The organism is Maribacter sp. LLG6340-A2, assembly GCF_045057105.1.
Classification (GTDB): domain Bacteria; phylum Bacteroidota; class Bacteroidia; order Flavobacteriales; family Flavobacteriaceae; genus Maribacter.
In genome coordinates, this window is sequence record NZ_CP159332.1 from 118,074 (window position 1) to 141,489 (window position 23,416).

Below are 23,416 nucleotides of genomic sequence, written 5' to 3' on the forward strand. Positions count from 1 at the left end.
CAGCTAAAAGCAAGATTAAAAAATGAAAACAGCATATATAGTTAAAGGTTATAGAACAGCGGTAGGTAAAGCACCTAAAGGAGTCTTTCGCTTTAAACGTACCGATGAATTGGCAGCCGAAACCATCGAGTATATGATGAAAGAATTGCCAAACTTAGATAAAAAACGAATTGACGATGTTATTGTTGGTAATGCAATGCCGGAAGGTTCTCAAGGTTTGAACATGGCACGTTTAATTTCGTTAATGGGTCTGGATATCGTAGATGTTCCCGGAGTTACCGTAAATAGATTCTGTTCATCGGGTATCGAGACAATCGGTATTGCAACTGCCAAAATCCAGTCAGGTATGGCGGATTGTATTATTGCCGGTGGTGCCGAGAGCATGAGTTCAGTACCTATGACAGGTTATAAGACAGAATTGAATTATGATGTAGTTAAGGCGGGCCATGAAGACTATTACTGGGGTATGGGAAATACCGCTGAGGCCGTTGCAAATGAATACAAAGTTTCTCGAGAAGATCAAGATGAATTTGCCTATAACTCTCATATGAAAGCTCTTCGTGCCCAGGCAGAAGATAGATTTCAAGATCAAATAGTACCAATAGAGGTTGAAGAAACCTATGTTGGAGCTGATGGTAAAAAGGCTACTAAAAAATATACGGTAACCAAAGATGAAGGACCTAGAGCCGGTACTTCAACCGCTATATTGAACAAACTTAGACCGGTTTTTGCCGCAGGTGGTAGTGTTACAGCAGGTAACTCTTCACAAATGAGTGATGGTGCCGCTTTTGTAATGGTAATGAGCGAAGAAATGGTAAAAGAATTGAATCTTGAACCTATAGCGCGACTTGTAAATTATGCAGCAGCAGGTGTGCCGCCAAGAATTATGGGTATAGGACCTGTAGCTGCTGTGCCAAAAGCACTAAGACAAGCTGGTTTAAAACAAGATGATATAAAGTTAATCGAATTGAACGAAGCTTTTGCTTCTCAATCCTTAGCGGTCATCAGAGAATTGGACTTGGATCAAGATATAGTTAATGTAAATGGAGGAGCTATAGCATTAGGCCACCCATTAGGTTGCACAGGAGCTAAATTATCGGTTCAACTTTTTGATGAAATGCGTAAAAGAAATATGCAAGGTCAGTATGGTATGGTTACCATGTGTGTAGGTACTGGACAAGGTGCCGCGGGTATTTTTGAATTTTTAAAATAACAAACTTATTATTTGGCATAAGGTATTTACTTAATACTTATTACCAAATACTTTATACTAAATACAATTAACAAAATGAGCGCAGAAACTGTAAAAAAAGATATTCTTAGAGGAGGACAATTCCTTGTTAAAGAAACCAATTGTGAAGACATATTCACCTTAGAAGATTTAAATGAAGAGCAACGAATGATGCGTGATAGCACCAAGGAATTCGTTGACAGGGAATTATGGGCACATTGGGAACGTTTTGAGAAAAAAGACTATGCCTATACCGAGGAAACTATGCGTAAAGCTGGTGAATTGGGCTTATTAAGTGTTGCCGTTCCAGAATCCTATGGGGGTATGGGAATGGGCTTTGTTTCTACCATGTTGGTCTGTGATTATATTTCTGGTGCAACAGGTTCTTTTAGTACAGCATTTGGTGCTCATACAGGTATTGGTACTATGCCAATTACTTTATATGGTACAGAAGAACAAAAGCACAAATACGTTCCTAAACTAGCTTCTGGAGAATGGTTTGGTGCGTATTGCCTTACTGAACCAGGTGCAGGGTCTGATGCTAATTCAGGTAAAACTAAAGCTGTTCTTTCCGAAGATGGAAAAACTTACAGCATTACCGGGCAGAAAATGTGGATTTCAAATGCTGGTTTCTGTAACTTGTTTATTGTATTCGCACGTATTGAAGATGACAAGAACATTACCGGATTTATCGTAGAAAATGACCCTAGCAATGGTATTACTTTAGGCGATGAGGAAAAGAAATTGGGTATTCACTCCTCTTCTACCCGCCAAGTATTTTTTAACGAAACCAAGGTTTCTGTTGAAAATATGCTTTCTACCAGAGGAAATGGCTTTAAAATTGCGATGAATGCGTTGAATGTTGGTCGTATAAAATTGGCTGCTGCTTGTTTAGAAGCTCAAAGAAGAGTAATTAATGAGGCGGTAAATTATGCCAACGAAAGAATTCAGTTCAGAACTCCGATCGTAAATTTTGGTGCCATAAAAGCTAAATTGGCAGACATGAGTACCAATGCCTACGTTGGGGAGTCTGCTTGCTACCGTGCCGCAAAAAATATTGAAGATAGAATTGCAATACGTGAAAGCGAAGGCAATACCCACCAAGAGGCCGAGCTTAAAGGTGTTGAGGAATATGCTATAGAATGTTCAATTTTAAAGGTGGCGGTTTCTGAAGATGTACAGCATACGGCAGATGAGGGTGTGCAAATTTTTGGAGGTATGGGCTTTAGTGCGGATACCCCTATGGAATCTGCTTGGAGAGATGCTAGAATTGCACGTATCTATGAGGGCACTAACGAAATCAACAGAATGTTAGCAGTAGGTATGCTTGTGAAGAAAGCAATGAAAGGTCATGTAGATCTATTAGGCCCGGCAACCGCAGTTGGTGAAGAGCTTATGGGCATTCCTTCTTTTGATACACCTGATTTCTCTGAACTGTTTGCTGAAGAAAAAGATATCTTGAAGCGACTTAAAAAAGTATTTTTAATGGTTGCTGGATCTGCTGTACAAAAATTTGGTCCGGAATTGGAAAAGCACCAACAATTAATGCTTGCTGCTTCCGATATTCTTATTGAAGTATACATGGCAGAATCTGCATTGTTACGTACAGAAAAAAATGCAAAACGTTTTGGTGAAGAAGCACAGGCAACGCAAATTGCCATGTCAAAACTTTATCTTTTCAATGCGGTTGAAAAAATTATTAACAAAGGAAAGGAAGCTATTATTTCCTTTGCCGAAGGAGATGAGCAACGCATGATGTTGATGGGACTTAAACGTTTTACAAAATATACAAACTACCCTAACGTAGTAGCTTTACGCACACAAATAGCCGATAAAGTTGCCGCAGATAACGGGTATACCTTTGACTAATTCAGATTACCTTTTTGTTGTTTGGTAAAATGAATAGGAACCGCCCTCTAAAGGGCGGTTTTTTATTTGCTCAAAATTTATCTTACACCTAATTTTGAACAATGCACAACAAATTACTGAAACAGGTCTATAGTCCATCTGAATTTAATGCACATGGTCACGCACTTATTGATCAATTGACCAACCATTTAGAGTGTAAACTTTTTAATAGGTCTAAAAAAGCTATTGCATGGAACACCCCTAATGAGGAACTTCAATTTTGGAAAGACTTTTTAGTTCATGGGGACAAGAATAATCTATTTGAGCAAATAACTCAACATACCACCCATATTCACCATCCAAACTACATGGGGCATCAAGTAACTCCTCCTGCCCCTATAACTGCGTTATCCGGACTTATTAGCTCGTTGCTGAACAATGGTACTGCAGTATATGAAATGGGTATGGCTTCCAATGCCATTGAACGTATTATCACTGAAAAACTATGTAACAAGTTAGGTTTTGGACCACAGTCCGCCGGTTTTTTAACCTCTGGCGGAACTCTTGCTAACCTAACCGCACTTCTGAGTGCTAGAAAAGCTATTGCTAGTACCGATATATGGAATAAAGGAATGGCTAACCAATTGGGTGTAATGGTTAGTGAAGAGGCGCATTATTGTATAGACCGTGCCGAACGTATCATGGGGTTAGGTGAACAAGGTATTATAAAAATTCCTGTTACTGCCAATTTTGCAATGGATACAAATTTACTATCTACAAGATTTGATGAAGCAAAGGCCAATGGCATAGAGGTATTTGCCATAATTGGTTCCGCACCATCGACAGCTACAGGTATTTTTGATAATTTAAAAAAGATCGCTTCATTTGCCAAAGAGAAAAAAATTTGGTTTCATGTAGACGGTGCCCATGGAGGTGCCGGTATTTTTTCAGAAAAATATAAGTTTACCGTAGAAGGAATTGAACATGCGGACAGTGTAGTAATAGATGGTCATAAAATGATGATGATGCCCGCTCTGACCACAGCACTTTTATTTAAGGACGAAGTGAACGCCAAAACCACGTTTAGCCAAAAAGCAGACTATTTATTATCAGACTCCGAGCATGAGGATTGGTACAATTCTGGTAAACGCACATTTGAATGTACCAAGAACATGATGGCCATTCATTGGTTTACTCTCATGAAATATTATGGCGAAGACGTTTTTGATGCCTATGTAACCGAACTATATGATAAGGGAAAACTTTTTGCAGGTCTCATTGACCAAGAGCCTAATTTTGAAGTGGCCGTACCCCCAATGTCCAATATTATTTGCTTTAGGTATTGTTCGTCATCCTTAAATGTAACACAAGAGAACGCCATAAATGCAAAAATTCGCCAATCTCTTTTAGAAGATGGCGAATTCTATATTGTACAAACTACCCTAAGTGGTAAATTATATATGAGAATTACCGTAATGAATCCTTTTACGGACATTAATCATTTTAAGCAACTCATACAAAAAATTAAAAGTTATTTATAGGTCATTATTCCCGTAAGTTTTCAACCATTTCATCCTCACTATCCTTTTTTGAAAAATTAATGGCACATTCTATCAATGCCAAATGAGAATATGCCTGTGGAAAATTACCAAGCAATCGTTTTGATTCAAAATCGATATCCTCGCTAAACAATCCTAAATGATTGCTATAGCCCAATAATCGTTCAAAATATTCCAATGCTTTTTTACGTTCTCCAATTTTGAACAAACTATTAATATACCAAAACGTACATACCGTAAAAGAGGAAGAAGGCAATCCAAAATCGTCCTCATTCTTATACCGGTAAAGTAGTCCATCATTACTTAACTCTTTCCCTATGGCATGCACCGTACTAATATAGCGTTCATCTTTTGCTTTTACACAGCCATAGGATTCCATTAACAATACCGAGGCATCCAATTCCTTAGACCCATATGATTGGGTATAGGCACCTACTTCCTCATTCCACGCGTTATCATAGATATCTTGCCATATTTCTGCCCTTATAGGTTCCCATTTTTCAATTTTGTGTTTCTTATCAAGCATTTCTGCAACTTTGATTGCTCTATCCAAGGCTGTCCAACATAGAACTTTGGAAAATGTAAAGTGCCTATCCTCTGCACGAAATTCCCAAATACCCTTATCCGCATCCTTCCAATTGTTGCTTACGATCCATACAATACCTTTAGTAATGGCCCATAAATCTTCACCGTTATCAATGTCAACACTAAACTTGACCATTTGTTCATAAATGACATCCATAAGAATACCGTAAATATCATTTTGTTTTTGGTGATATGCGGCATTACCAACCCTTACAGGCTTGGATCCTTTGTAACCGGCCAAATGATCAAGGGTTTCTTCCGTTAACTTTTTCTCTTTATTAATACCGTACATGATCTGTAACTTTTCCGCCTTATCAGGTATTAAATCAATAATGAACTGTAAGTAACGTCTTGCTACGTTTTTATGACCAAGTTCAGATACTACTTTTATTACCATTGATGCATCACGGATCCAACAAAAACGATAATCCCAATTTCTTACCTCCCCAATCGTTTCCGGCAATGAGGTGGTTGCTGCAGCCAATACAGCTCCAGTCTTATCATAGCTTAATAATTTTAAGGTTAGGGCGCTTCGTGAAATTTCTGCATTGAACTTTTTATAGGTTGGTGTTAAATTGGACCAGTTTAACCAATACACACGGGTATTCTGTAAATCCAAATAAGCACGTTCCGTAGTTGGCAACAACAGTTTTTCATTATATCCTATTAAAATGTAACCATCCTCTGTCAGTTCTATTTGCTCACTATTTACAAGAGCCTCTTTATTAAAGGAGGCATAGAGAAATATGGTATCAAACTTAACATCATGGGTTAAACTGGCCACAAAATCTTTCTTTATAAAAGATTCCGTAGTACCTATGGCATACTCAAGCTTAGGATCATAAAGCACAGAAAATTTTGGGGTTCCGGATACATATTTAAAATAGCGTATCAATTCTGGTGGGGCATGGTATGCATTGCCTTCCTTTCTATACCGTGGCATAAAATCATGAATTTCAAAATGATCTTCTCCAGATTTAAAGGAGGTTATTAGAATATTGGTAAAAGGCTCATATTTTTGGCTTATAACATAGCTATCATCTACATGTATTTCAAAACTGCCTCCTATTTCCTCATCCAGTAATTTGGCAAAAACAGATGGGCTATCAAATTCTGGCAAACAACACCAATCTATGCTTCCTGTTTTTGAAATTAACGCCGCACTTCTACAATTTCCTATTATTCCGTAGTCTAAATTATCCATTCAATAAAATTCTTGATTCATTTGAGGTTTCAATTGGTATTGCCCTCCTTTTTCACGAAATTTAGAAAAATAATCTTCAAGAAGAAGCAAATAAATCTCTTTTATGGCTAAAACTATCATTATCTCAAATAGATTACCCGTTCAATTACAAATTAGCAATGGAGACATTACTGCCGTTCCTAGTGTAGGTGGATTGGCTACCGGAATGAAATCCGTTCATTCTGGTGGAGATAGCCTATGGATTGGATGGAGTGGACTTACCGATGAGGAAATACCTGAGCAATTGGTTTCCAAAATCGATAACGCCCTTGCCGAACATGGCTCTTCTAAGGTAAACCTTACCGAAAAGGAAGTTGATGGATTTTACTACGGTTTTAGTAACAGAACCGTTTGGCCCTTGTTCCATTATTTCATGGAGTATTCTGAGTTTGAATTGGAAAGTTGGGAAATTTATAAAGCCGTTAACCAAAAATTTGCCGATGCCATTTTAGCAAAGGCCGATGACGATGATACAATTTGGGTTCATGATTATCAGTTAATGTTAGTGCCGCAAATGGTACGTGCACAAAGGCCTAACATTTCAATTGGTTTCTTTTTGCATATTCCTTTTCCATCCTACGAGATATTTAGAACCTTACCTTGGAGACGTGAAGTTTTACAGGGACTGTTAGGTTCTGACCTTATCGGTTTTCACACTTATGATTACGAGCGCCACTTTTTAAGTTCAGTAAGAAGATTATTAGGTTTAGAAGTTAGCTTTAACGATATCTATTTAGAAGATCGTATTATTAAAGTTGATTCTTTCCCTATGGGAATTGATTATAAAAAATTCAGCAATGCGGCCAAAGAACACTCCCAACGTACGGAGAATGAAAAATCTGAACTTCAAAAAAGATTGGATACCCATAAAAAATCTGCACCGGATGCTAAGTTTTTCCTATCCATAGACCGCTTGGATTATACCAAGGGTATTGCCAAAAGACTTAAAGCCTTTGAATATTTCTTGAACAAATACCCGCAGTACAAAGAAAAAGTTCGCTTAATCATCCTTGCGGTTCCTTCTAGATCAAATGTTCCCCAATATCAATTGTTAAAAAGGGAAATTGATGAATTGGTTGGACGTATTAACGGTGAACTATCTACCGTAAGCTGGACCCCAATTTGGTATTTTTACCGATCCATGCCATTTGATAACCTTATTGATCTTTATACCTCTTCGGACATTGCTTGGTTAACACCAATTAGAGATGGTATGAATTTGGTAGCCAAGGAATATATTGCTACCAGAACCGATAAGACCGGAGTATTGATACTTAGTGAAATGGCAGGTTCTGCCAACGAAATGAACGAATCTCTCCTAATTAACCCAAATAATTTTGAACAAATAGCCGATTCTCTTTATGAGGCTATCAATATGCCGGAAGAGGAGCAAATATCCAGAAATACGTTGCTTCAAAAAAGATTGGAACGCTACAATGTTGAGAAATGGGCCAATGACTTTATGAACTCTTTGATCAATCAAAAACATAATAATCAAACCTATATTTCTAGCCGATTATCGGTAGATTTAATGAACGTTATTATGAAAGATTATAAGCAGGCCAAGAGGAGATTGGTGTTCTTGGACTATGATGGTACATTGGCAGGCTTTCACAACGACCCTCAAAAGGCATCCCCAGATGAGGAGCTATACAGTTTATTGGACGAAATCTCATCTCAGCCCAATACAGATATGTATTTAATTAGCGGTAGGGACAAGGAGACGTTTACAAAATGGTTTTTACCTAAAAAATATAATATGATCGTTGAGCATGGTGTTTGGATCTCACAAGGCGGCGAAGAGTTTAGAATGCTCGAAACAGTCAAAAAAGATTGGATGGAGAAAATTTTACCGGTACTGGAGTCTTTTGTAGATCGTACGCCTGGTAGTTTCATTGAGGAAAAGAATTATTCTCTAGCTTGGCATTATAGAAATACGGATCCAGATTTTGGACAAAAGAGATCGGTAGAACTAAACACGGTATTAACCAGTCTTATAGCAAATGATGATCTAAGTGTGTTGAACGGAAATAAGGTAATGGAGATCAAGAGCAGCAACGTAAACAAAGGTAGAGCGTCTATGCGTGTGTATACGGAGCATGAGTACGATTTTGTATTTGCTATTGGTGATGACTGGACCGATGAATTTATGTTCCAAGAATTACCGGAGGAATCCATTACGGTTAAAGTGGGCCGTCAAAAAACACAAGCAAAATATTTTGTAGATAACACAAAGAATGTTCGTGAAATTTTGAAACGTTTTGCCGACAAAAGATAGATCAATCAGCCAGATTCTAGATTACCCTGTTTAGAATCTGGTTAAACCATATCTGCTATTGAAGCCAAAACAGCATATTCTCCCCATCATCATTCTTTCTCAGTTTGCCTGTACCTCTACATGGTTTGCAGGTAATGCCATTATAGAATCATTGACCAAAAATCTTGAATTTAGCACTGATATGGTCAGTTATGTTTTATCATCCGTCCAGTTCGGTTTCATTATAGGCACATTGATTTTTGGCATTCTAATGATTGCCGATCGATTTTCGCCCTCAAAAGTTTTTATGGTGTGCGCTAGTTTGGCTGCTTTATCCAATTTAACCCTGATTGCACCTAATTTGAACATCTCCGGTTTATTGCTTGCTAGATTTGGCACGGGTTTTTTTCTTGCGGGAATATACCCGGTAGGAATGAAAATAGCTGCGGATTATTATGAAAAGGGACTGGGCAAAGCATTAGGATTTTTAGTTGGCGCCTTGGTTTTGGGCACCGCTTTTCCGTTTCTCATTAAAGGCACGGATTGGGCCAGTCATTCAGATAGTGTTATAAAACTTACATCCGGTATTACGGTCTTGGGAGGGTTTCTATTGTTTACTCTTATCCCTAACGGTCCTTACAGAGTGGCAAGTACAACTTTACAGTTAAATGCCGGACCCAGACTCTTTAAAAATTCAAATTTTAAGAAAGCTGCTTTCGGGTATTTTGGACATATGTGGGAGCTCTATGCCTTTTGGGCATTTACTCCAATTGCCATACAGTGGTTTGCCTTGAAATCCGGCAATGATATTTCGGTATTTTTATGGACGGGAATCGTAATTGCCCTAGGCGGGTTTTCATGTGCTTACGGCGGTATTCTTTCTCAACGGATAGGAAGTAAAAAAGTGGCATTATTTGCTTTAATAGCATCGGGATTTTTTTGTTTCATATCTCCTTTACTATTTACCCTGCCCGTTTACTTTTTCTTGGTGGGATGGTGCTTATGGGGTATCGCCGTTACTGCAGATTCGCCTCAGTTTTCCAATTTGGTAGCAGCAGCCGTATTGCCAGAATTAAAAGGGACTGCTTTAACCCTTGTAAACTGTATTGGATTTGCAATAACCATTGTAAGTATACAGCTTCTAGGATCACTTCAAGCGATCATACCTATTGATCTACTGTTTATTACCTTAGGCTTAGGCCCTCTAGTTGGCGTTTATTTTTTACTTCAGAGGAAATCCATCTAAATGCATAGTCATATCTATTTACTAATTAGAAAAATACGGTACAACATCTTTCAAATAGACTTTTCCCAATGAAATTATTATCAGCCCTATATTTTACTTAATTTTAGAACCCAATTGCCCTAACAAACTTTACTCATCAAAATAATTGAAATGAAAAAACTTTTACTCTTCGCCTTTCTTACTTCATTCTTTACGATATCTGCACAGACCGATCAACGTATTTATGATATTATAGATGCCGTTTCAGCCGAACGTATTGAAAAAGATATAACCAAACTTGCCAATTTTGGTACTAGACATACCTTAAGCGATACCGTTTCTACCACAAGGGGTATTGGTGCTGCACGTAGATGGATCAAAAGTGAGTTCGAAAAAACGTCTGCCGAATGCAACAATTGTTTAAATGTGTTCTTTCAAAAAGATTTAGTAAAAAAAGGTGCCAATAAACGTATCGTAAAAGATGTGGAAGTAGTAAATGTACTTGCTATTCAAAAGGGAACAAAATACCCTAATCGCTATATTATAATGAGTGGTGATATTGATTCCCGTGTTAGTGACCCTACCAATTTTACAGATGATTCCCCAGGAGCAAATGACAATGCTAGCGGTATGGCAGGTACCTTGGAAGCTGCTCGTGTACTTTCTAAGTATCAATTTGAGAACAGCATAATTTATATGGGACTTTCTGGTGAGGAACAGGGTCTTTTTGGCGGTGGCGGTATTGCTCAATATGCCAAAGATCAAGGTTGGGAAATCATTGGTATTTTCAATAATGATATGATTGGAAATATTAAAGGTGTAGATGGCACCATAAGCAATGTAGATTTTAGGATTTTCTCTGAACCTGTACCCCCAACCGAAACCGAAGAGCAACGTAGAGCCCGAAGATTTTACGGCGGTGAGGTCGATGGTGTTTCTAGACAATTGGCACGCTACGTTCATAAAAATGTAAAGCAATATATGCCAGAAATGAACCCCATGATGATCTATCGCTTAGATCGCTTTGGTCGTGGTGGTCATCATAGACCTTTTAATGATGCAGGTTTTCCAGGAATTCGTATCATGGAGGCTCATGAAAATTATACACAACAACATCAAGATATTCGTGTGGAAGATGGTATTGCCTACGGCGATGTGTTAGAGCATGTAAATTTCGAATATGCCGCTAAATTAACGGCAGTTAACGCTATTAATCTTGCCTCTATAGCATGGGCGCCACCAGCTCCTGAAACGGTTAAAATTGGCGGTATCGTTGAACCTGCCGCCAAATTTCAATGGAGCAAGGTAGATGGCGCAAAAGGTTATAAAATATATTGGAGAGATACCACCTCCCCTACTTGGGACCATAGTAGATACGTAGGCGATGTGACAGAGTTTGTTCTGGACGGCATTGTTATTGATAATTACTTCTTTGGAGTCTCGGCTGTTGGTGATGACGGATTTGAGAGCCCGGTTGTTTTTCCAAATGGAATATTTAGATAAGACCAAATTACGTTGTACATGAACAAATTTATAGTTGCACTGGCTCTAGGGCTATGTTCTTTTTCGCAAGCCCAAACATTTACCAAACAAGATACCCTAAGGGGCAGTATTACCCCAGAACGTGAATGGTGGGATTTAAATTATTACCATTTGGATATTGCCGTTGACCCAGATGATAAATTTATAAGCGGCAGCAATACCATTCGCTATAAAGTTTTGGAACCTCATCAAGTTTTACAGGTGGATCTACAGCCACCTTTAACCATTGAAAAGGTCACTCAAGACGGAAAAGAACTTGAAGTAAAACACGACGTTAATGCACATTTTGTTCAGTTGAGCAAACCTCAGATCAAAGGTGAGTTCAATGAAATCATCGTTACGTATTCCGGGCACCCAAAAGAGGCGGTAAATGCCCCATGGGATGGCGGATTCTCGTGGAAGAAGGATAACAACGGTAAGGATTTCGTAGCTACCTCTTGCCAAGGCTTAGGTGCCAGTGTTTGGTGGCCCAATAAAGATCATATGTATGATGAAGTTGACAGTATGCTAACCAGTGTAAAGACCCCAAAGGGACTTATGAATATTTCCAATGGTAGATTGAGGAGTGTAGATAAAGTCAGTAATACGTACCACTGGTTCGTTTCTAACCCAATCAACAATTACGGTGTCAATGTCAATATTGGAGATTATGTTCATTTTGATGAAGTATACCAAGGTGAAAAAGGAGCACTTGACATGGATTATTACGTCTTAAAAGATAATTTGGAAAAAGCCAAAGTACATTTTAAAGATGCACCCAAAATGATGCAAGCTTTTGAACATTGGTTTGGTCCATACCCTTTTTATGAAGATTCCTTTAAGCTAGTTGAAGTTCCTTATTTGGGCATGGAACACCAAAGCTCGGTTACTTACGGAAATCAGTATTTAAAGGGATATTTAGGCAGGGACTTATCCCAATCCGGTTGGGGATTAAAGTTTGATTTCATCATCATTCATGAAGCGGGACATGAATGGTTCGCCAACAATATCACCTATAAAGATGCTGCAGATATGTGGGTGCATGAAGGGTTTACCTGTTACTCAGAAAGTTTGTTTTTAGACTACCATTATGGTACAGAAGCAGCAAATGCGTATGTACAGGGTATTCGTAAAAATATACGCAATGATAAACCTATCATCGGTATTTACGATGTAAATCATGAAGGTAGTGGCGATATGTACTATAAGGGATCAAATATTCTCCATACACTACGTCAAATAGTCAATGATGATGAAAAGTGGAGAGCCATTTTACGCGGACTCAATTCAGAATTCTACCATAAAACAGTGACCACGGCACAGATTGAAGATTATATTTCATCAAAAATGAACCTGGATCTCAGCCCATTTTTTGACCAATATTTGCGCACCATTAAAATTCCGGTATTTGAGTATTCAATTGATGGTAAAAAATTATCCTATCGTTTCAACAATACGGTTAAAGATTTTACAATTCCGTTACGGGTTTTTATCGATGGTGAACCAGTTTGGTTAAATCCATCCACATCATGGCAAAGTAAAAAAATAAAAGGCAGCTTAGAATCTTTGCAAGTTGATCCAAATTTCTATGTGGACACAAAAAACTGATTCAATATTACTAATGAACTAATTTTTAAGGTTCACCAAAAAATATTTAGGGTCAACATAGGTACCCAATAACACCTAATTTTGCTCAGCACCTATAACCCTACATGAAGAACACCTTAGCTAGATACAAAAACAGCGCTTTTAGAAGCTTTATAAGAAGGCACTCTAAATACGCCCCTATTTTATTCTTTATTGGTGGATTCATATTCGACACCTTTACGCTAGGGCGTATTGATCGCCTTTATGACCTCACGGTGCTCTGTTTACACATGACGTCATTATCCATTACATTATACCTTTACAACTTAGTGGATGATGGTAAATGGAAAGGAACTTTTTTAGAACGCTACGAAGAATATTTACCATTAGCGATTCAGTTTTTTTTCGGAGGATTATCCAGTGCGTATGTCATATATTTTTCAAGAAGTGTTTCTTTGTCCAAAACAGCATCTTTCTTCATAATACTTGTACTACTGCTTATAGCCAATGAATTTCTAAAAAAGCGAATTTCCAATAAATACCTTCAGTTTGGGGTATATTACTTTATAAGCTTTACCTTTTTTACGTTCATGATACCGGTGTTTATCAAAGAGTTGAACACCACTATTTTTTTGATTTCAGGTGCCGCAAGTTTAGTAAGCACTTTGGTATTACTTACTTTTATTTATGGTAAAAGTCCCAGCACGCGAAAAGAAATCAAGCTTTGGAAAATGACCACCATTATCATATCTATTTACGGTGTGATCAACCTCTTCTATTTTTTAAGATTGATCCCCCCCGTTCCCTTGGCTTTGGATAAAGGCATTGTTGCCCATAATATTGTTCAGAAAAACGGTAAGTATGAGGTTACCTATGAATCGGAAGAATCACATATTTTTTGGAGAAAGCACAAATTAGATTTTAGTTACACTCCCGAGCAAAGAGTCTATATTTTCTCTTCGATTTTTGCCCCTACAGATTTAAAAAAATCTATTTTTCATAGATGGAGAAAGTATAATGAACAAACCAAAACTTGGAAAACGGTAGATGATATAGGCTATGACATTACCGGCGGTAGAGATGGTGGTTTTAGAGGCTATACTTATAAAGATAATGTAATGCCAGGTGAATGGGAGGTACAGGTGCTGACCGAAGAAGAACAGGTATTAGGAGTAATTGGTTTCGATATTGTTTTAAATACAGATCAAAAACCATTAAAGCTTAAGACTTCAAAATTTTAATTATTTGTTTATCAATAAGATAAACTCAAATCATAACCTTTCTATAATAAATTATTTTTCTGCTTTTTGTATATAAACTAAGACTATCTTCGTGCAACCTTATACAAAATAGTGTCGATATACCTAAAAGTCCGAGCGGTAGACCGTGTGTTCTATCAATTGGAAAAGGAGTTGGGCTCCTTTCAAAAATCCACTGGTCTTGGTTGTGTTGCCAATTGTGGAAACTGCTGTTTAAAACCTGACATTAACGCTACTGCGTTAGAATTTTTACCCCTCGCCTACCATCTATTAAAAAATGGAAAAGCCGAAGAATGGTTGCTACTCTTACAAAACAATACCTCAACTACACTTTGTCCTGTACTTAATACGGTAATTGCACCCGGAGCCAAAGGTTTTTGCTCGGAGTATGCACACCGCGGACTTATTTGTAGATTGTTCGGTTTCTCTGCTATGTTGCATAAAAACAATACCCCGACTCTAGTAACCTGTAAACCCATAAAGGAACAAAAACCAGAAGCGGTGGCCGCAGCAGAAGCTCATATTGCATCAAAGAACAATTATCCGCTAATCAGTAATTATTATATGCAGTTACGCTCAATTGATGAATCTTTGGGTGCCGAACTGTTTCCTATTAGAATAGCTATTGCAAAAGCACTAGAAGTGGTTCTAGGCTACTATGCCTATAGAAAGCCTCCAAAAATTAAAAAAGTTGCATAAATGTCCTTAATTAAAATTTAGATAAACTGTACCTTTATAGTTTATAAGACTGGTATTTGATTTAAGGATTTTAGAAAATATATTTTTAATGGAGGGCGAAAATAAGATTTTATCCAACTTAAAAACGGAACTAAATAAGGAAACCCCAAACTGGGACAATATTTTAAAAATGACCTTAGCGCATTTTGATTGCTCTACGGGCACCCTACACTTTTTAGATACCAATTCACTTTTACAATTAAAAACCCAAGTCAGTATTCCTGAATTTCTTATTCCTAAACTAGCTACTATACCTATAGGTAAAGGTATGGCCGGCATTGCTGCGGAGAGAAGAAAGCCTGTTGAAATGTGTAACCTACAAACAGATGATTCTGGTGTTGCCAGACCGTCAGCAAAAGATACCAAAGTAGAAGGATCGCTTGCCGCCCCGCTAATGCTTAATGACAAGCTTTACGGCACTATTGGCATCGCTAAGCCCGTGCCTTATGATTTTACGGAAGCTGAAACCAATTTATTAATGGAAATTGGAACATTAATTAGCAAAAAATTAAGCTAACCCACCAAAAGTAAGACATAAAAAGCCCGCTGAATAGCGGGCTTTTCAATTGTATTTATATTTCCTATTTAAAAACAGCTCCGGTAAGTGCTACCTGTGCTAGCTCTTTACCTTCTTCTCCTTTAAATGTTACATAATATGGTCCGTCACCCGAAACCGTACCCGTAATAGGTATTGTAATCATAGTGCCTTGCGCCCCTTTTGCTTGGGCTGGCATTTGACCTTTTCCTAATAATGGTCCGTCTGGCGAGTTTTCATGTATTTCAAAATCAAAATACATGTTCGGTGCTTCTTGCCATCCCGCAGTTAACGCAACCGATTTTACGCCTTTTAATGACATGTTCTCCAACATAAACCATCCTGTAGATTTTCCGATCAATAACAAATCCATTCCACCAAATTGCATAGCCTGCATTCCGTCTAACTTCATTTTATCATTGAACTTTACCGTACTGCTTGGTATAGCTATTGAATTTGAGCCCGTAAGTGGTATAGTCCCTTCTGCGCCATCATCTGTATAACTTGCGGTTATAACCAACATATGCCCAGGTGTGGAAGGTGCTGCTGTTATTGTACCTTTTGCTGGCAGGGATTTTTCCTTCTTCTGTTCTCCTGACAATGAAAGTATATACAGTGCAATTTGCCTAGATTCATCCGTTGTAATTTTTGGATGTGCAGGCATGGTTACCTCTCCCCAAACACCGCTACCACCGGTAACGATTTTACCTTGTATGTATCTTGCAGCATCACGACGTTCTTTATACTTCATTGCAATATCCTTGTAATTAGGACCAATAGATGCCTCTGCCTCTTTATGACAGGTCTTACAGTCCATAGCCTGTGTTAACGCCTTACCTGTAACCGCAGCAGATACCTGTTGATGCCCTAAACTCATGGCAACTTTATCCATACCTTCTAAATAATCAACACTTACAAAGATATTTTTAGGGTCTACCTTGGTTCCATCAGGGTCAGTAACGGAAACATCATAAGAAATTTTTTGTCCCGGTAAGTAGAACGATGGTATATCATCACCTAAAGAGATATTTACCTCTGGCCTTGAATTTCCGGCAATAATACTTGTACTTTCACTTGTTGCAGCTGCTCCTTTGTCATCACTTACCGTAACGTTCAATTTATATGAGCCAGCATCATTATACGTATATTTTACGTTAGGTTCTTTAGTTTCTTGGGTGTCACCGTTCCCAAAATCCCACATATAGGAAATAGCATCACCTTCTCGATCATTTGAGGCTACACTTGCCGAAACTTCCAATGGTAGTTTCCCGGAAGTTTGGTTTACCGTAAGGTCTTCAATGACCGGTGGTCTGTTACCTCCATTAAATTGAATATAACCTAAACCAGAATTTGCGTTTTGAGAGAACCATCCACTACCATATTCCAATAAATAAATTTTACCATTAGGGCCCACTTCCATATCTATTAGATTGTTCAGTTTAATCTCTGGAGCAAAAGGTTCCATTTTACTAAAACTGCCGTCTTCTGCTAAATGCACAGCAAACATCCATCCACGCATCCAGTCATAAATAATTACCTTACCATCATAATAACTTGGTAATTTTTCATCACCTTCATATAAATCGGAGTAATATGTTGGTCCGGCCATTGCATTTCTACCTCCCGTAGTGGTTTGCGGAAAACTTGCAGATTCATCATAAGGGTAATATACATACGCTGGCATTGCAGGTGGCAATTCGGTTAATCCGGTATTGTTACGCGAGGTATTCATTGGTTTTTCCGGGTCAAACTCCTGCCCTGTTTCACCGGTCTCATAATTATACTCTTTATAGGAGAAATTATCCCCAATGAATAAAGGCCATCCAAAATTGCCAGGTTTACGGGCTTGGTTCATTTCATCATACCCTTTAGGACCTCTAGTAGCTAAACTATCTGCCCTGGCATCTGGGCCAACATCACCCCAATATAAATAACCTCTTTTTATATCTACGGAAATTCTATAAGGGTTTCTATGACCCATGGTATATATTTCTGGTCTAGTTTTTTCTGTTCCCTCTGGAAATAAGTTTCCTTCTGGAATATCATAACTACCATCTTCATTGACCTTGATTCTTAAAATCTTACCACGCAAATCATTGGTATTGCCAGACGTCCTACGCGCATCATACTGTTCATGACCTGGGGTATCATTTAAAGGGGCAAAACCATTGTTTACATACTTTTGGTCAGGTTCATTAAATGGTGTTGAATTATCTCCTGTAGATAGATATAGAAGATTATCCGGTCCAAAAGCTATAGACCCACCGGTATGGCAGCATATTTCCCGTTGTGAGTCTACTTCGAGAATTACCTGTTCTGTACTAAGGTCAAAATTTCCATCCTTAAATTTAAAACGCGATAATCTGTTGATCCACTTATCCCCTGTTGGAGCATAGTATAGGTAAACCCAATTATTGCTTTCAAAATTAGGATCTTTTTGCAAGCCCATTAATCCTTCTTCTGCATTGACCCCAGGGGTATTCAATGTTTTGCTGTAAACATCTAACTTGGCAACTTCTGTCAATTCCTTGGTTTCGTCATTATATAGCATTACTTCTCCCCTACGTTGAGCAATGAGCACATTACCATCTGGTAAAATGGCCATTTCCGTAGGCTCAAAAAAACCACCCTCATTTAAAGTAACCTTTGTAAAACGGTCCGCATCCGGCGGTATTTGCGAGGATGCCTTGGAATAGTCCAAATTTAAATTATCACCTATGGCATATTGTATGCCCCCAAGTAGATGTTTTAAAAATAAATCTTCGGAAAAACTTGCATCGGTATGGCCTCCACCTGTATAAAACGCGCGACCACCATCAAAATCATGGTACCATGCAAAAGGATGAAAATCTCCGTTTTCCCCTCCTTCATAACTAGACTCGTCCAAGGTAATCAGGACATTAAGTTCTGGATGAATATTTTTGTAATTATAAAGCTCATCTGTCCTATTCCATACACGATCCGTAAAAAACTCGGTAGCCTTAAAATTTTTGTCCTCAATAATAAAATCTGCATTAGGTGTACCACTTGGATGACTTAAAAATTGAGCGCCTGCTAGTTTGTTGTACCAACCCCAATCATATTCGGTATCTGCTGCGGCATGAATGCCTACATAACCACCGCCGGCTTGTATGTAACGTTCAAAGGCCGCTTCTTGATACTGATCCAATACATTTCCTGTTGTACTTAAAAAAACAATAGCAGCATATTGTTTTAAATTTTCCTCTGTAAATAATTCAGAATTTTTAGTCGTATCCACGACAAAGCCGTTTTCCTGACCTAATTTTTGAATTGCCGCTACCCCTGCTGGAATTGAAGCATGTTTAAAACCCATGGTTTTAGAAAACACCAAAACCTTGGGTTCTCCCTCTCTTTTATTGCCACCACATGAGACAATAGTAAGTGCAAAGCCCAAAAGCAGCACCAGTAACATTTTTTTCATACGTAAGTTGTTGATTAGTTGTTGTTGAATTGCTAAAAATAGGGCGTGTATTTGTAAATACCAATAGTTTAAATACTAAAGATTGTATTTTTATCAAAAATTAACCTCCAAAGTAAACTATTATGGAAGAAATACCTGAATTCTATTTCCAGAATGATGATGAATTTAGAATTTGGCTACATAATAACCACTTAGAATATACGGGTATACACCTTATTTTTTATGCGGTCTCCCATGAAAACGAAAGTATGCGTTGGGAAGAGGCTGTGCGCGTAGCCTTATGTTATGGTTGGATCGATAGTACCGTTAAAAGCTTGGGCAACGGTAAAAGACGTCAATATTTTTGCCCTAGAAAACCTAAAAGTGTGTGGAGCAAAGTAAATAAAACTCACATTAAGGAATTGAAAGCCAGCGGATTAATGCATGCCAAAGGACTAGAATCCATTAAAATTGCCAAAGCCAATGGATCTTGGACTTCACTAGATGATGTGGAAAATGGCGTAATTCCAAAAGAGTTACAAGAGGCATTTGATAAAAATCCCAAAGCGTTCGCTAATTTTTCAAATTTTACCCACAGCCAGAGGAAAAGCTATTTGTACTGGTTAAATCAAGCTAAGCGAAAAGAAACCAGGAACAAAAGAATAGCGGAAATAATTCATTACGCTACCCAAAATATTAAGTATCGTGATGGTAGTGGTTGGCAAGCTGCGAAAAAGTAAAAATCATAGTCGGTATAACATCATTTTACCAATTTAAATAAGCCATATTGTTCATGTGCTAAATCGCATCTTAAAATAGAATGCCAAACCAACATTCGTTATATTTTCTTTTTATCTTACCCATACAAAATTATCTAAATACTATGAGTTTATCGAAATTGATATGTGCATTAACCTGTTGTTCGTTTCTAATATTTACGGGCTGCAAAAAGGAAAAACAAATCACATATGACATTCTTATAAAAAACGGGAATGTTATTAATTTGGAAGATGGTTCTATTTCTAATGGTAGCATACTGATCAACAATGATAGAATTACCAAAATTACTTCAAGTGAAGAGTTCGGTTCTGTAAAAGCGAAAACAGTAATCAATGCGAAAGATAAATTCATTGTACCGGGGTTTTGGGATAACCATAGCCATTTTAGAGGTGGTGATTCGTTAATTGAAGCGAACAAGAAATTTTTAAACCTATTTATAGCTAACGGAATAACCACGGTTCGCGATGCCGGTGGAGACCTTACTTCTTCGGTTTTGGAATGGAGAAAAGCTATTGAGAACAATCAGTTGGTTGGACCTACCATCTTTACATCGGGACCAAAAATTGATGGACCAGGTGGTACTTGGGCTGGTTCTTTAGAGGTTGATAATGATTTGGAAGTTATCAAAGCCTTAGACTCCCTACAATCCATTCCGTCGGACTTTGTAAAAATCTATGATAGTCGTATTTCTGGCGAAAATTATTTAAAGGTGATAGAAGAAGCAGAAAAACGGAATTTGATTACATCGGGACACATGCCTTTTACAGTGGAGCTTGACGCTACTATTGATGCAGGTATTGATGCTGTGGAGCACCTGTATTACATCATGAAAGGATGCTCAAGTAATGAAAAAGAGATTACCCAAAAACTGATAGACAAAGAAATCGGATTTTGGGATGCTATGCCCCTACTACAGTCTTCTTATACAGATTCAACGGCACTCGCTACTTTTCAAAAACTTAAAGCAAACAATGTTTTTGTAGTACCTACATTGCACATTGGTGGTGTACTTAGTTATTTAGACGAAGTCGACCATACTGAAGACACCTACTTAAAGTACATGAGCGACGGGATTCAGAAAACCTACCAAGGAAGAATTGACCGTGTAAAATATGCCACTGAAAAGCAAGTTGCAGACCGAAAAGCTTTGGACCAATTCTTTGGTAAACTAGCGTTAAAATTAAACGAAAACGGAGTATCTCTTTTAGCAGGTTCTGATAGTGGCGCCTACAATAGTTACACTTACCCGGGTATTTCGCTACATAAAGAACTTGAAGCAATGGTCGCTACTGGTATTTCTCCACTAGATGCCTTAAAAGCTTCCGCTTATAATGGTGCTATGTTTTTAAAGCAAGATGCAGATTATGGTACTATATCCGAAGGTAAAATTGCTGATATCGTTTTACTCAACAGCAATCCGCTAGAAAACATCAAAAACACCCAAGATATTTACATGGTACTTTCTAATGGAAATCAGCATACGAAACAAGATTTAGATAGCCTATTAACTGCTGCCATTGCCAACTAAACAACTTATTCCATGAAATCAATAATTTTCATCTGCCTATTTTCTCCTTTCCTATGCTTTTCACAAACACTCTTAAAACCAGACCGCGTTTTTGATGGTGCTGAAATGCATAATGATTGGGTAGTTCTAGTAGAAGATAATCTAATTACTTATGCCGGTAAAGTAAATGGTGTAACATTACCCAGTACTACAAAAGAAATTGATTTAAGTGGTACTACCTTGATGCCTGGCATAATTGAGGGGCATTCGCATATATTATTACACCCTTACAATGAAACCGATTGGAACGACCAGGTGCTTAAAGAATCGCCGGTTGAACGTGCCATAAGAGGTACTGTACACGTAAAAAATTCGCTTTTAGCGGGAGTTACCACTATGAGGGATTTGGGTGCCGAAGGTGCTGGTTATACCGATGTTTATGTAAAGAAAACTATTGATAACGGAATTATAGACGGACCACGATTGTTGGTTGCCGGTCCTGCAATTGTGGCAACAGGTGCCTACGGACCAAAAGGTTTTCATGACGGTGTAACGGTTCCATTAGGTGCTGAAGCAGCAAGTGGTGTTGACCAGAGCATTGAAACCGTTCGAAGACAAATGGGTAACGGTGCCGATTTGATTAAAATTTACGCCGATTACCGTTGGACTCCCGGTGCGGCTTCTAAACCTACTTTTTTACAAGAGGAAATTAATGCCATGGTAGCCACTGCAACCAATGCAGGTAAATATGTAGTTGCCCACGCCAGCACTCCCGAAGGTATGAAAAGAGCCATTCTTGGCGGAGTGGAAACCATTGAACACGGTGACGGCGGAACTATGGAGATTTTTAAGCTGATGAAAGAAAACGAAGTTGGCTTATGCCCTACCCTTGCTGCAGGTGATGCAATTACCCAGTACAGAGGGTGGAACAAGGGAACCGACCCAGAGCCTGAACGCATTCAACAAAAAAGAAAGTCCTTTAAAATGGCGCTGGACTCTGGAGTACAAATTGTTTTTGGTGGTGATGTGGGTGTTTTTCCACATGGCGAAAATTATCGTGAAATGGAATTGATGGTAGCATACGGAATGAAACCTATTGATGTACTAAAATCTGCCACTGCAAACAATGCCAAAATGTTTCACTTAAACCAGTTAGGAAACCTTAAAAAAGGATTTCTTGCCGATATTATTGCCGTAAAGGGAAATCCGGTTGAAGATATTGCTGTAATGAAAAATGTTTCTTTTGTAATGAAAGATGGGGTGGTTTATTTGGAGTAGTTGTTGGTTGTTAGTTGGTTGCTCGTTGCTCGTTGTTGGTTGTTGGTTGTTCGTCATAGCCAGCAAAGCGCGGCTATTTGAAGACTGTTAATCGTTTTACTTAGTACTAACTACATTGTACTTTGTACCTCATACTTAGTACTTTTTACTTAATACTTAATACTTAATACTCCATACGTAATACTATTTACCAGCATCCTTTGCAATTCGCAACGCACTAGAAACCATAAACACAATAAAGGAAGTTTCTATAATTCGCTGTAAGATTCCCCGGTAACCTGAATTGGGATCAGAGAATAGTGAGAAGATAAAAATACCACTAACGATTCCCATAGCGATAGCTATTTGAGATAAGCGACCGTAGCGCTCAAACTTCTTTAATCCTAAACCAATACCTATTAAGCAAATAGGAAAAAATATATAGGTTAAAGATGCCACTGCATTATGTATAAGTTGAGCAAGGCTGGAATCCATTACATCTGTTGGGCACCCTGCATCGCATGGAAAAATCCCTACCAAGATGGTTCCCAATCCATAAAAAAGCGCCAAACCGAAAAAACCGGCTAGGATGAGTTTTGAACTAGGTAGTTTTCTGGGTGCACTAAAACAGAAAATGGTAATGAGAATTCCGCTAGGTATATACCCAAAGTACTGCAAGTATTTACCGTATTGGGTATTTATCGCAAATGATTCACTTATGTACTGACTTACCACACTGTAATCATCAATTAATAACGGACCAACAATTGCCGCTATTGCGAACAAGCTAACTCCTAAAATACCTATGTATGCTACTAGTTTATTGGTCATTCTACTGGTGGTTGGTTTTTTATATGACGCTT

At 38.1% G+C, this 23,416-nt stretch carries 16 protein-coding genes; 13 read left to right on the forward strand and 3 right to left on the reverse strand.

Annotated features, from left to right (window positions below; genetic code table 11):
- Window positions 1-22: 22 nt before the first annotated feature.
- From ABVM52_RS00525 to ABVM52_RS00535, 3 genes are all read left to right on the forward strand, one after another.
- A complete protein-coding gene (locus ABVM52_RS00525; RefSeq protein ID WP_405382640.1) occupies window positions 23-1,213 on the forward strand; it encodes an acetyl-CoA C-acyltransferase in 1,191 nt (396 codons plus the stop codon).
- Window positions 1,214-1,288: 75 nt separating this feature from the next.
- Window positions 1,289-3,100: an acyl-CoA dehydrogenase family protein gene (locus ABVM52_RS00530; RefSeq protein WP_405382642.1), complete on the forward strand. Its 1,812-nt coding sequence runs from the start codon at window positions 1,289-1,291 to the stop codon at window positions 3,098-3,100.
- Window positions 3,101-3,201: 101 nt separating this feature from the next.
- Complete coding sequence (locus tag ABVM52_RS00535) at window positions 3,202-4,620, forward strand: pyridoxal phosphate-dependent decarboxylase family protein (protein ID WP_405382644.1); 1,419 nt, start codon at window positions 3,202-3,204, stop codon at window positions 4,618-4,620.
- Window positions 4,621-4,624: 4 nt separating this feature from the next.
- On the opposite strand, the gene ABVM52_RS00540 is transcribed toward ABVM52_RS00535, so the two are convergent.
- Entirely contained in the window at window positions 4,625-6,427 is a 1,803-nt protein-coding gene (locus ABVM52_RS00540) for a glycoside hydrolase family 15 protein (RefSeq protein ID WP_405382646.1), read from the reverse strand.
- A 103-nt stretch (window positions 6,428-6,530) separates the two neighbouring features.
- Between ABVM52_RS00540 and ABVM52_RS00545 the strand changes: the two genes are divergently transcribed.
- The 7 genes from ABVM52_RS00545 (at window position 6,531) to ABVM52_RS00575 (ending at window position 15,570) form a co-directional block, all read left to right on the forward strand.
- Window positions 6,531-8,744 carry a bifunctional alpha,alpha-trehalose-phosphate synthase (UDP-forming)/trehalose-phosphatase gene (locus tag ABVM52_RS00545; RefSeq protein WP_405382648.1) on the forward strand — a complete coding sequence of 738 codons (2,214 nt, stop codon included), beginning with the start codon at window positions 6,531-6,533 and terminating at the stop codon, window positions 8,742-8,744.
- 58 nt (window positions 8,745-8,802) lie between these two features.
- Window positions 8,803-9,969, forward strand: a complete 1,167-nt coding sequence (locus ABVM52_RS00550; protein ID WP_405382650.1) for a nitrate/nitrite transporter — start codon at window positions 8,803-8,805, stop codon at window positions 9,967-9,969.
- 150 nt (window positions 9,970-10,119) lie between these two features.
- Entirely contained in the window at window positions 10,120-11,451 is a 1,332-nt protein-coding gene (locus ABVM52_RS00555) for a M28 family peptidase (protein WP_405382652.1), read from the forward strand.
- Window positions 11,452-11,469: 18 nt separating this feature from the next.
- Entirely contained in the window at window positions 11,470-13,077 is a 1,608-nt protein-coding gene (locus tag ABVM52_RS00560; RefSeq protein ID WP_405382654.1) for a M1 family metallopeptidase, read from the forward strand.
- A 104-nt stretch (window positions 13,078-13,181) separates the two neighbouring features.
- Complete coding sequence (locus ABVM52_RS00565) at window positions 13,182-14,297, forward strand: DUF2914 domain-containing protein (protein ID WP_405382656.1); 1,116 nt, start codon at window positions 13,182-13,184, stop codon at window positions 14,295-14,297.
- A 111-nt stretch (window positions 14,298-14,408) separates the two neighbouring features.
- Complete coding sequence (locus ABVM52_RS00570; protein WP_405382658.1) at window positions 14,409-15,014, forward strand: YkgJ family cysteine cluster protein; 606 nt, start codon at window positions 14,409-14,411, stop codon at window positions 15,012-15,014.
- 88 nt (window positions 15,015-15,102) lie between these two features.
- A complete protein-coding gene (locus ABVM52_RS00575) occupies window positions 15,103-15,570 on the forward strand; it encodes a GAF domain-containing protein (RefSeq protein WP_405382660.1) in 468 nt (155 codons plus the stop codon).
- Window positions 15,571-15,634: 64 nt separating this feature from the next.
- Here the strand turns inward: ABVM52_RS00575 and ABVM52_RS00580 are convergent, their stop codons facing one another.
- Window positions 15,635-19,030, reverse strand: coding sequence for a ThuA domain-containing protein (locus ABVM52_RS00580; RefSeq protein ID WP_405382662.1), 3,396 nt, complete (start codon window positions 19,028-19,030; stop codon window positions 15,635-15,637).
- Between the two features lie 122 nt (window positions 19,031-19,152).
- Here ABVM52_RS00580 and ABVM52_RS00585 point away from each other — a divergent pair, with 122 nt between their 5' ends.
- The 3 genes from ABVM52_RS00585 (at window position 19,153) to ABVM52_RS00595 (ending at window position 22,574) form a co-directional block, all read left to right on the forward strand.
- Window positions 19,153-19,749, forward strand: a complete 597-nt coding sequence (locus ABVM52_RS00585) for a YdeI family protein (RefSeq protein ID WP_405382664.1) — start codon at window positions 19,153-19,155, stop codon at window positions 19,747-19,749.
- A gap of 143 nt (window positions 19,750-19,892) precedes the next feature.
- Complete coding sequence (locus ABVM52_RS00590; RefSeq protein ID WP_405382666.1) at window positions 19,893-21,317, forward strand: amidohydrolase family protein; 1,425 nt, start codon at window positions 19,893-19,895, stop codon at window positions 21,315-21,317.
- Window positions 21,318-21,329: 12 nt separating this feature from the next.
- Complete coding sequence (locus tag ABVM52_RS00595) at window positions 21,330-22,574, forward strand: amidohydrolase family protein (RefSeq protein ID WP_405382668.1); 1,245 nt, start codon at window positions 21,330-21,332, stop codon at window positions 22,572-22,574.
- A gap of 183 nt (window positions 22,575-22,757) precedes the next feature.
- Here the strand turns inward: ABVM52_RS00595 and ABVM52_RS00600 are convergent, their stop codons facing one another.
- Entirely contained in the window at window positions 22,758-23,384 is a 627-nt protein-coding gene (locus tag ABVM52_RS00600; protein ID WP_405382670.1) for a DUF998 domain-containing protein, read from the reverse strand.
- Window positions 23,385-23,416 lie beyond the last annotated feature (32 nt).

Excerpts from the sequence above, each read along its gene's own strand:
- ABVM52_RS00525 (WP_405382640.1), top strand. The coding sequence starts at position 23 with ATGAAAACAGCATATATAGTTAAAGGTTATAGAACAGCGGTAGGTAAA.
- ABVM52_RS00530 (WP_405382642.1), top strand. The coding sequence starts at position 1,289 with ATGAGCGCAGAAACTGTAAAAAAAGATATTCTTAGAGGAGGACAATTC.
- ABVM52_RS00535 (WP_405382644.1), top strand. The coding sequence starts at position 3,202 with ATGCACAACAAATTACTGAAACAGGTCTATAGTCCATCTGAATTTAAT.
- ABVM52_RS00540 (WP_405382646.1), bottom strand. The coding sequence starts at position 6,427 with ATGGATAATTTAGACTACGGAATAATAGGAAATTGTAGAAGTGCGGCG.
- ABVM52_RS00545 (WP_405382648.1), top strand. The coding sequence starts at position 6,531 with ATGGCTAAAACTATCATTATCTCAAATAGATTACCCGTTCAATTACAA.
- ABVM52_RS00555 (WP_405382652.1), top strand. The coding sequence starts at position 10,120 with ATGAAAAAACTTTTACTCTTCGCCTTTCTTACTTCATTCTTTACGATA.
- ABVM52_RS00560 (WP_405382654.1), top strand. The coding sequence starts at position 11,470 with ATGAACAAATTTATAGTTGCACTGGCTCTAGGGCTATGTTCTTTTTCG.
- ABVM52_RS00565 (WP_405382656.1), top strand. The coding sequence starts at position 13,182 with ATGAAGAACACCTTAGCTAGATACAAAAACAGCGCTTTTAGAAGCTTT.
- ABVM52_RS00575 (WP_405382660.1), top strand. The coding sequence starts at position 15,103 with ATGGAGGGCGAAAATAAGATTTTATCCAACTTAAAAACGGAACTAAAT.
- ABVM52_RS00580 (WP_405382662.1), bottom strand. The coding sequence starts at position 19,030 with ATGAAAAAAATGTTACTGGTGCTGCTTTTGGGCTTTGCACTTACTATT.
- ABVM52_RS00585 (WP_405382664.1), top strand. The coding sequence starts at position 19,153 with ATGGAAGAAATACCTGAATTCTATTTCCAGAATGATGATGAATTTAGA.
- ABVM52_RS00590 (WP_405382666.1), top strand. The coding sequence starts at position 19,893 with ATGAGTTTATCGAAATTGATATGTGCATTAACCTGTTGTTCGTTTCTA.
- ABVM52_RS00595 (WP_405382668.1), top strand. The coding sequence starts at position 21,330 with ATGAAATCAATAATTTTCATCTGCCTATTTTCTCCTTTCCTATGCTTT.
- ABVM52_RS00600 (WP_405382670.1), bottom strand. The coding sequence starts at position 23,384 with ATGACCAATAAACTAGTAGCATACATAGGTATTTTAGGAGTTAGCTTG.